The sequence below is a fragment of the Suttonella sp. genome (assembly GCF_056855035.1).
On record NZ_JBXGGR010000052.1, the window covers coordinates 1 to 10002 of the forward strand.

Sequence of the window (10002 nt, forward strand, 5' to 3'; positions counted from 1 at the left end):
ATTACTTAAAATATCAATTTGTCGGATTCAAGAATCCGACCTACTTCTTTATAAATTAGTAAATTAGGAATTTATACCCAATACAATTCGTCATGCGTATGCCTTAAGGCATGAACGCCTAAACTAAGGTTAAAAATATAATGTTCGTATTTGCCATGAATTGACTATAATAGACTCTTCTTTACAAAACACAGGCAGCGCATAAGGAATCAATGCGCCGCCTGTACTTTTTCCACTTTTCCGACAATATGCCAACACAAATATTAAAGCTTTTTCTGTCCGTACCATTTATCCGTCAGCCGCTGCAAAGCGCCGTCTTCTTTCATTTGCTGCAAAGCTACATTGATTTTCAACCGCAAATTATCATTGCCTTTTCTAATCGCCACCGCATAGTGATCTTGGGCAAGCGAATTATCAAAAACCGCCGTTAATTGATATTTCTCATACAAAGAAGGAATTTGCGCCATATAGGATTCGCCGCCGACAATCGCCGCGCTTTTTCTTTGCAGCATATCTTTCAAAGCCAAAAAAATCGTCTCGCGTCCAAGCGTCGAACCTTCCTGCTCCGTTCCTTCTTGAACGGCACGAACGCGGCGCTCATGCACGGAATCTTGAATCATGCCCACTTTTTTATCCGCCAAATCAGCAAAACTTTTAATGCTGCTGTCTTTGGTAATAATCATCGGTCTGGAGAGAAAATATTCTTCGCTGAAATCGAATTCCTTCTTCCGCTCTTCGGTAATACTCACCGCCGCAACGAGCAAATCCGCCTCACCCTCGCGCAAAGCCTGCAAGCCGTGACGAATGCTCGGCACAAATTCTTCATTCAGCGATAATCCGCTGCGTTTGACAATTTCCGCCATTAATTCCGTTTCAAATCCCGTCGGATAACCTTGTTCGTCCATAAAACTCAAAGGCATACGATCAGGATAATTGCGCAAAAGGCGGAAGCTTTCCGCCCAAGAGACACCGGGAGCCAGCAAGCAAATGCTTAAACCGATTGAGAGTACATAGCGTTGATATTTCTTCATTATTTTTCCTTTTAATATTCTAGAAGATAAAAAACTATAAAATATTAGGCTCTAGACTAGCAGAATGCCACTTTGCCGCTTAAGGCAGATATTCGGCTTTAATCAGTCCCGATAATTTGTCATAAGGCAGGCTCAGCTCGATTTGTCCTTCGGCAAAACTGCCCGCCTGATAGGGTATATAGGAAAAGATGAGACCTTCCGGGCTGAAGTAGAAATTGTGTTTTTCTGTCAGGACGGCATCCAAATAGGCATCATCCAAATAGCCGGCTTCGCGCAAAGCGGCTTCGCCTTTGACCGGCTTGGATTTGCCCAGATGATTTTTTCTGCCCTCATCGGCTGTCTCTTCATGTCCGTCATCATACTGTTTCTGTACATAGTCGATATAGGCGGCTTTAAGCAAGGCATTGAGCCCTGCTTCGCCGTCTTTTTCCAGCAAATCGTTCAGGCTCAATTGGCGGTCGTTTTCATCGATGAGATAGTAGCTGTCGCCGTAAATGCCGTGCGCGCCGCCGGCATATTCATAGTATGAGACGAGGAATTGCTCGAGGTTTTTGTAATGCCCGATATAGACGGGGCGGTAGTGTAATTCGCGCGTACACATGGTCAGACCGATGTCTTCTTTCGCCATGCCTTCGGTCATTTCGAGCGTATCGCTGACGGTTGCTCGATAATAATCGGCCAATGCTTTTTCATCGGGAATGTCTTTATTGATAATCGCATCCAGAGCGGGACGGTTGCTTTTGACGCGCTGAATCTCGGTTGAGATGCTGTCTTCGCAGAGTGCATAGAATTTTTCCGCCTGCGCCGAGTCGGGATGTTCGGCATAAACCGTTTCCGTTCTGAAGAAGAAATCTTTGGCGAGAGCGCTGTGTGCGACAAACAGCGCTAAAAAGATGAGGGATTTTTTCATCGTGTTTTCCTATGGTTGTAAAGATTGTGGTTGCAGGCGGGCAATCATGCCGCCGAAAAGTAAATCGGGTTCGATGCGGTAGGTGGGGCGGTTGCCGAAAAGGATTTGCGCGTCGCCGCCAAAGGCGAAGCGTTTGAAATAATAGCCGTGCGTGCTTTCCAGTTCGTCAATGATGTGGTCGATGCCTGCCGGCAGGGCATGATGAATGCCGGCGCCGATGCAGCCGGCGGTATCCGTGCCGAGAGGATTGGGCGTCCAGCGCATCGGGATGAGTTTCTGCGTGTTTTGCAGGAGCGCATTTTCCGCCAAACGAATGCCCGGCAGGATTAAGCCGCCGAGATGGTTGCCGCTGCTGTCCACCGCATCCAGCGTGATGGCGGTGCCGCAGCCGACGACGCAGAAGGGGTCTTGGCTCAAACTGCGCGCGCCGAGCATGGCGAGGTAGCGGTCTGTGCCGAGGGTGTGCGGTTCTTCATAGGCAATCGTCAGGGTATGATTGGTTTGCTTTTGTGCGGTAAAAGTATGCAGGGGTTTCTGCCACAGACGTTGCACCAATGCCGCTACTTGTTCTTCGATTTCCGCATGATTGACGCTGGAAAAGGCGATGATGCGCGGTTCGGGCAGCAGATGCCAAGCCAGATAGAGTTTGCGCTGCCAATCGCTGCGGTACGAGACGGCTTCGACAATTCCCGGCACGTTGTTGCCATAAAGCCATTTTAGACGCGAATTGCCGGCATCGATGAGTAAATACATAATGTTCCTTTAAATGATTTGCCCTGTTTAAGGCTGCAAAGAAATTCTGGCATTGCTGAGGCAGGCAATGCCTTGTCCATCGGCGATGATTAAACGCCCTTTTTGGTCGATACCCAGATTGCGCACGCTATCTGTCCGCGCTTCCAAGCGGATGTCTTGACCATAAAAGCGGTCGTAATCATTCCAGCGATGATTGAGGGCTAAATAGGGATGGCGCGCCCATTTTTCCAGCATGTGCAGCAATGCTTCTTGCAGGCGCGGATAAAATTCGTCTGGCTTGAGGGCGGGAAAATGCTCGTCCGCATAGGCAATGTCCTGCCGCTCGCCGCGGAGATTGATGCCGATGCCGATCACGGCGCTATCGCCGAGCATGTCGATTAAAATACCGCCCATTTTTTTCTCGCCGACGTATAAATCGTTCGGCCATTTCAGACGCAGGGTTTGGGCTGCGGGGTCGAGGCATTCGGCAATACTGAGGGCGCAGGCCTGCGCCAGTCCGCCATGCAATGCCGCACCGCCCGCCAAGGGATAGCGCAAGGAAAAATACAATCCGCCCTGCGGCGATTGCCATTGCGCACCGCGCTGCCCTATTCCTGCTGTTTGCCGTTCGGCACGGCAAAAAACCGCCGCATTCAGGGCGGCATGTTTGAGCAAATAGGTTTGGGTAGAATCCAGCTCGGCAAAATGATAAGAATGAATGGCTGTCATCGGCTTGTCGCTTTGTTAGAATGGCGCAATTCTAAATCAGCAGGAGAAGATTGCAATGCCCGTATTCAAAGATTGGATTGCGCCGTCGATTTTGGCAGCGGATTTCGCCCGCCTCGGCGAGGAAGTCGAAGATGTGATTGCTGCCGGCGCGGACGTGATTCATTTTGACGTGATGGATAATCACTATGTACCGAATTTGTCTTTCGGGCCGGCGGTCTGCCAAGCCTTAATCGATTACGGCATTCAAGCGCCGATTGACGTGCATTTGATGGCCGAACCTGTGGACGATCTCATCGCCCAATTTGCCGATGCCGGTGCCGCCTATATTTCTTTCCACCCCGAAGCCAGCCGCCATATCGACCGCTCTTTGCAATTGATTAAAAGCCGCGGCTGCAAAGCGGGCTTAGTCTTTAATCCTGCCACGCCTTTGCATGTGCTGGACGAGGTAGCCGATAAATTGGATTTGATTTTAATCATGTCGGTCAATCCCGGTTTCGGCGGACAAGCCTTTATTCCGCGCGCTTTGGAAAAAATCAAAGCGGCCAGACAATGGATTGATGCCAGCGGCTTGGATATCCGCTTGGAAGTCGACGGCGGCGTAAAAACCGGCAATATCGCCGACATCGCTGCCGCCGGCGCCGATATGTTTGTCGCCGGCTCGGCCATTTTTGCTGCCGAAGACTATGCCGCCACCATTGCCGCCATGCGCGGCGAAATCGCCAAGGTACGCCGATGAACGCAGACATCACACACCGCGTATTGCGCCGCAAAGTCTTAGCCGACACGCTGACCCCCGTCGCCATTTACCAACGCCTAGGCAATGCGCCTTACAGCTATCTATTAGAATCGGTTGAAGGCGGCGAACGCTGGGCGCGTTTCTCCGTCGTTGGACTGCCTGCCGACGAATGGATTCAAGTCAAAAACGGCGAGATTGTCCATCAGCGCGACGGCGTAGAAATCAGCCGCCACAACGGCGATCCCTTTGCTTTTTTAGAAGCCTTCCATGCACAGCGCCATGTGGCGGATATTCCCGAAGACCTGCCTTTCAGCGGCGGACTGGTCGGCTATTTTGCCTATGACTGCATCGGCTACATTGAAAAACGCCTTGCCAAACGTCCAGCAAACGACGTACTGCAACTGCCCGATATGCTGTTCTGCGTATCCGATGCCGTCGTCGTCATGGACAATCTGCGCGGCGAGGCGAATTTACTAGCCATTGCCGACTGCCGCAAAACCGAAGGCATCGCCCAAGCCGAAGCCAAACTCGACGCCATGCAAACCGCCCTCTTCGCGCCCTTTGCCTCCGCGCCTTTAGCGCTCGGCGAAACCAAAGCGGAACGCTTCCACCCGCAATACGAAATGGGTGAAGCCGGTTATAAAGCCGTCGTCAATAAAATCAAAGACTACGTCGCGGCGGGAGACGTGATGCAAGTCGTGCCCTCGCAACGCCTGCACATCGATTTCGACCGCCCTGCGCTGGATTTATACCGCGCCCTGCGCATCACCAACCCCTCGCCCTATATGTATGTGCTGAACATGGGCGATCACGAAATCGTCGGCTCCTCGCCCGAGATTTTGGCGCGCGTGGAAAATCGCAAAGTTACCGTCCGCCCGATTGCCGGCACACGCAAACGCGGACAAACAATGGAAGAAGATTTGGCGTTTGAAGCCGACCTGCTCGCCGACGAAAAAGAACTCGCCGAACACACCATGCTCATCGATCTCGGACGCAACGACATCGGGCGCGTCTGCAAAACCGGCAGCGTCAAAGTCACGGAAAAAATGGGCATCGAACGCTACTCCCACGTCATGCACATCGTCTCCAACGTAGAAGGCGAATTGGCGGACAACGCCGGCGCTTTGGACGTATTTAAAGCCACATTCCCCGCCGGCACGCTTTCCGGCGCCTCAAAAGTCCGCGCCATGGAAATCATTGATGAATTGGAACTGTCGCGGCGCGGCATCTACGGCGGCGCCATCGGCTACTGGGCATGGAAAGGCAATATGGATCTTGCCATCGCCATCCGCACCGGATTGATTAAAAACGGCAAACTCTATGCCCAAGCGGGCGCCGGCGTCGTCTATGACAGCAACCCCGACAGCGAATGGCAGGAAACCCTGAACAAACTCGGCGCGCTTATCAAAGCCGCCTCGATGTTGATTTAAGCCTTATTTTGATTGATACACTATAGTCAAAGAAATGAAAAAGTGGTACAGTAATGCTGCTAACAGGTAGCGCAGAGAGTACGGCGAGATGTGTTTAAATTGTAACTCTTTTTGAATTCCTTGACTATATAACTATAAATTCACGTTAATCCCTCATTTAGAGGGATTTTTATGTTTTTATAAAACAAAATATTTAATAAACACTTGATGTAACGAGATTAATTTTTCTTTAATTTAAAGGAACAATCCTGTAAAATCCATGCAGACTCAGCGCTCTTTATTAAATTTAAGCACTGAGTCGAGATTATTATAAATTACCGATTTATAATAAATTCATATTAATCCCGCTTGCTTAACAGTATAGACTGCCGATACAAATAAGCAGAATTTCCTCTCGATACGCAAGGACGCATAAATATAAAGATGTCAAATGATTCACTATCAATAATGATATTAGATATACCTAATCACTCATCTGTTGTATTGAACATTATTCGAGAAAATTATTTACTGGAAATATCTAACGGTACATATAAACACCGACAAATTATTTAATTAAGCAAGTAATATTTTAGGAGCTCTTAATGTATAGACTAGGTTCATATTACCAAAATACTTTTACAGCTAATTACAGTAGCCACTACAGTAATTACTATAATAGTTACAGTAACTTATATGGGACATATGGCAACTACTTTAACAATTATTATCAGCCTAATTATGCCCCGACTACGCCTGAATTTACCTATATCTCAAATTCATTAGTACGCGGGCAGGCCAAATCGGGAGATTTGATTGCGGCGGTGCGCTCGTTTGATGCCAATGGAGACAGCATCAACTACTATTTATCAGGCAATCATTCCAACTATTACAGCATCGATGCAAAAACAGGGTATATTTACTTAACCTCTACAGGCGCTTATGCCATGAACAACGGCTATCCCCTGCCGCCTATCAACGTGATTGCCCATGACGGCAAAGCAAGCAGCCCGACTTCAACCTTACAATTCTCGGATCCCGAACCGGTTGCCGTCAATCATGCGCCTGAAACCCCTGTAGTGACTTCGCAAGTCACGCAATTCGTCAAAGGTCAGGCCAAAATCGGCGATGTCGTTGCTAAAGCCACTGCCAGAGATATCGACGGCGATCAAGTCACCTACCATTTGGCTGAAAACCCGAATAATGTTTATGTGATTGATGCTAAAACAGGCGTTGTGACACTTAGCGCAAGAGGCGTGGCAATGGTCAATGCAGGACAAAACCTGCCCGATCTGAAAGTACTGGCTTATGACGGACAAGCGACCAGCGAAGTAGGTAGATTGGATGTTGCCGACACCATCGTGAAAGTCACGGCAGTCAATCATGCGCCGCAAACACCGGTGTTCACTTCACAAGTCAAACAATTTGTCAAAGGTCAAGCGAAAGTCGGCGATATTGTCGCCAAAGCTGCGGCAAAAGATATTGACGGCGATCAACTCAGCTATTACCTCGTAAATGATCACAACAGTCCTTATGTGATTAATCATAAAACCGGTGTCGTCAGCTTAAGCTCTGTGGGCGTGTCAATGATTAATGCAGGACAAAATCTGCCTGATCTGAAAGTCGTCGCCTATGACGGCAAAGCCATCAGCAGCGTCGGCACATTAGACGTCGCCAATACCGTTAACGGACATGTGGATAGACCGACGCCGACACCAACACCGACCCCAAGCAATCCGGCACCTAAGCCACCTGTATACGAGCCTGTCAAGACGCAATTTGAAGTGGATACGCGCTTCCATGACAGCCGCGATTTAAATAAAGTCGAACTGCCTTACTTCATTAAAATTTTAAACACTGAAAAATCAGGCTATCTACACAAAACTTGGGACGGTCCCGGTAGCGGTGCCAATATCAGCTATGAATTCGCCACAAGCGCCAGCGATTCCGGTCCGGGCTATGCTTTCACGGTTCGCGGTTTCCAAAAATATAGCAACACGCAAAAACAGGCAGTACGCGATGCCTTAAAACTCTATGAAGAGCAAACCAATCTTAAATTTACGGAAAAAACGCCCGGTTCGGGAGGAAAAGCCAATTTCAAATTCTACATGGACGATTTAACGGTAGATAAAACCTACGCCAATAACCATCGTCATTTCGGCACGGAAAACACATCCGAAGACCATAATCCGGTTGCCTATAAATGTAATTGCGCCAGCTGCAGCAAACAAACCGTCAACGGCGACAAAGCCTTCGACTCATTTGTGGCAGGCTATGCCTATTTCGGCGGCGACGTGCATATGAATTCCACGAAATTTAGCGGCGATACCGACTTAAACCGTGATACGAAAATCATTGAAACCGTTAATGGTCGCTATACCTCGTGGATCAGCGGCGGATTCGGTACCTTAATCCATGAAATCGGGCATAGCGTCGGCCTTGCGCATCCCTTTGACGGTAATCACCGTATTCAGAAAAATTCGGCCGAAGACAAAAGCCATTTAACCATGATGTCTTATAGCAACGACATCAAAGAACATGTTGTATTGCAAAACGGACAAACCGTCTATACCACGGTCAGCACAAGCAATTTCGGCATCTTTGACTTGGCTGCCTTACACTACCGTTTCGGTGTGAACAAATCGCAACATGCCGGCGATACCACTTATACCTTTAAGGATTTCAATCCAAACACATTAGGCAACGACATCTATATTTGGGATGGCTCGGGCAATGATACCTTTGACGGCAGCGCCGAAACCCAAAATCTCTATGTTAACCTCACGCCCGGCTCTTGGATTTATCGCGGCGACTACAAAGCCGACACCTTAGTCTATGATGCCAAAGGCAATCCTGTAGGCGATCAGATGTTTATCGGTTTTGGCACGCAAATTGAAAATCTCAAAGGCGGACGCGGCAATGATATCCTCATCGGCAACGAAACCAATAACCATATTCAAGGCGGTGCAGGAAACGACCGTATTGAAGGCGGCGCAGGTAACGATTGGCTGGAAGGCGGTGCAGGAAATGACATTCTCATCGGCGGCAGCGATCAAGACATCTTAGTAGGCGGTACGGGAAAAGATAAATTCGTCTTTAACAGCCTCAACTCTGAAGATAGAGATGTTGTACTCGATTTCAATATGAGAGAAGGCGACACTGTCGTCTTAGATGCGAGTGTCTTTAGTAATTTAGGAAAAGGTATGCTTCGCAGCGATTACTTCATATCAGGCGCACATGCCACAGCCAAAGATAGTAATGACTATATTATCTTTGATACTGTTTCCAAACAGCTTTATTATGATGCCGACGGTAACGGTTCAAAAGCGGCTGTAGCCATTGCGCAATTCAAAGGTCTAGACTATTTAGATAACCAACATATCTATATCGAGTCAATTGTCTAATTAGAAAAAACCTATTTGTTCAAATTTAAATAAATAGGAAATTAAAAATAGAGATTCGAAAGAATCTCTATTTTTTTGATTAAATCACAATAAAAATATAGTCAATTCATGACAACATTAATCACTTTTCAATCGGATAGGTCGGATACTTGTATCCGACATTGCTTAAAATATAAATTTTTCGGATTCAAGAATCCGACTTTATCTTTATAAATTAGCCGTTTGTCTATTTAACTCGACAAATTTTGTCATGATTTACGCTGAGCATAAATATCCGACCATCCTTTTATTTTTCCGACAATAAACACATATAACCGGGAATACGCTCAACACCTCATTCCTTCTATTGCCGCTGCCACTGACCGTCCTGCCAAGACAATAACAATTCCTGCTTGTCTAACAATACATCACCTGTTTGCAGATAATAGGCAATCGTCACTTCGCAACGATAATGTTTGTCTTCAATCAATTCGCATTGATGCTTATGCAAACTGTCCTGCGTCACTTCTTCTTTCGCCACCTGAATCCCGGGGGTTTCCTTGGCAAATAAATAAAGATCCTCAGCGCTTGGCGGCTCTGTCGGCAATGTTTGCGCATGACCGGAACAAGCTGCCAACACGGCGGCAGAGGTTAATCCATTCCACTTTTTCATAATGCCTCCTGAATAAGGACATACTCTCTTTAAACATCATAAGCGGAAAATCGAAAAATATTAGAGCTTTGAGTTTCTTGCTACACTACTACAATCTGTCAACTTAATATTTTTTCGTTTCTCCGATGATAACTCAAATAATCTAAGCCAATATCTTAATTTTTAAAAGGCTCTAGACTAGCAGAATCACTCTGTTAGACTAGAAAAATGAGATACAACAGTAAATTAAGCACATATCATCTCAGAAAAATTATTCGACACTTTTGTGCCGATATTGAAGCCTCAAAAACCGCTTTGCTGACTGGTTTTAATCGCAATACCATCAATCATTGGTACAACATCTTTCGTCAGGAAATCTATCGCCATCAGAGTGAACTTAAGGAACAACTCTATGGAAGC

The 10002-nt window shown here is 47.3% G+C and carries 8 protein-coding genes and 1 pseudogene; 4 read left to right on the forward strand and 5 right to left on the reverse strand.

From position 1 onward, the window contains the following. Positions 1-263: 263 nt before the first annotated feature. The 4 genes from ACJHVI_RS05065 to ACJHVI_RS05080 form a co-directional block, all read right to left on the reverse strand. Positions 264-1031, reverse strand: a complete 768-nt coding sequence (locus ACJHVI_RS05065) for a substrate-binding periplasmic protein (RefSeq protein WP_483183567.1) — start codon at positions 1029-1031, stop codon at positions 264-266. A gap of 79 nt (positions 1032-1110) precedes the next feature. Further along, the gene (locus ACJHVI_RS05070) at positions 1111-1941 is read right to left on the reverse strand and encodes an RsiV family protein (RefSeq protein ID WP_483183568.1); all 831 of its coding nucleotides are present in this window, start codon (positions 1939-1941) and stop codon (positions 1111-1113) included. A gap of 9 nt (positions 1942-1950) precedes the next feature. Further along, on the reverse strand, positions 1951-2694 hold the full coding sequence (locus ACJHVI_RS05075; RefSeq protein WP_483183569.1) for a type III pantothenate kinase: 744 nt from the start codon (positions 2692-2694) through the stop codon (positions 1951-1953). Between the two features lie 27 nt (positions 2695-2721). Beyond that, positions 2722-3402 (reverse strand): biotin--[acetyl-CoA-carboxylase] ligase, encoded by a 681-nt coding sequence (locus ACJHVI_RS05080; protein WP_483183570.1) that lies wholly within the window; start codon positions 3400-3402, stop codon positions 2722-2724. Between the two features lie 55 nt (positions 3403-3457). On the opposite strand from ACJHVI_RS05080, the gene rpe reads away from it, so the two are divergent. From rpe to ACJHVI_RS05095, 3 genes are all read left to right on the forward strand, one after another. After that, positions 3458-4138: a ribulose-phosphate 3-epimerase gene (gene rpe / locus ACJHVI_RS05085; protein WP_483183571.1), complete on the forward strand. Its 681-nt coding sequence runs from the start codon at positions 3458-3460 to the stop codon at positions 4136-4138. Continuing rightward, positions 4135-5568, forward strand: a complete 1434-nt coding sequence (trpE, locus tag ACJHVI_RS05090; protein ID WP_483183572.1) for an anthranilate synthase component I — start codon at positions 4135-4137, stop codon at positions 5566-5568. The genes rpe and trpE overlap by 4 nt, the downstream gene beginning before the upstream one ends. 791 nt (positions 5569-6359) lie before the next feature. Next, entirely contained in the window at positions 6360-8951 is a 2592-nt protein-coding gene (locus ACJHVI_RS05095) for a M10 family metallopeptidase C-terminal domain-containing protein (protein WP_483183574.1), read from the forward strand. A gap of 343 nt (positions 8952-9294) precedes the next feature. On the opposite strand, the gene ACJHVI_RS05100 is transcribed toward ACJHVI_RS05095, so the two are convergent. Further along, positions 9295-9603: a hypothetical protein gene (locus tag ACJHVI_RS05100; protein ID WP_483183575.1), complete on the reverse strand. Its 309-nt coding sequence runs from the start codon at positions 9601-9603 to the stop codon at positions 9295-9297. A 207-nt stretch (positions 9604-9810) separates the two neighbouring features. On the opposite strand from ACJHVI_RS05100, the pseudogene ACJHVI_RS05105 reads away from it, so the two are divergent. Next, a pseudogene (locus ACJHVI_RS05105) lies at positions 9811-10002 on the forward strand (IS1595 family transposase); the annotation flags it as partial.

Bases quoted from the DNA above. Each gene is read 5' to 3' on its own strand.
- ACJHVI_RS05065 (WP_483183567.1), bottom strand. From the start codon at position 1,031: ATGAAGAAATATCAACGCTATGTACTCTCAATCGGTTTAAGCATTTGC.
- ACJHVI_RS05070 (WP_483183568.1), bottom strand. From the start codon at position 1,941: ATGAAAAAATCCCTCATCTTTTTAGCGCTGTTTGTCGCACACAGCGCT.
- ACJHVI_RS05075 (WP_483183569.1), bottom strand. From the start codon at position 2,694: ATGTATTTACTCATCGATGCCGGCAATTCGCGTCTAAAATGGCTTTAT.
- ACJHVI_RS05080 (WP_483183570.1), bottom strand. From the start codon at position 3,402: ATGACAGCCATTCATTCTTATCATTTTGCCGAGCTGGATTCTACCCAA.
- rpe (WP_483183571.1), top strand. From the start codon at position 3,458: ATGCCCGTATTCAAAGATTGGATTGCGCCGTCGATTTTGGCAGCGGAT.
- trpE (WP_483183572.1), top strand. From the start codon at position 4,135: ATGAACGCAGACATCACACACCGCGTATTGCGCCGCAAAGTCTTAGCC.
- ACJHVI_RS05100 (WP_483183575.1), bottom strand. From the start codon at position 9,603: ATGAAAAAGTGGAATGGATTAACCTCTGCCGCCGTGTTGGCAGCTTGT.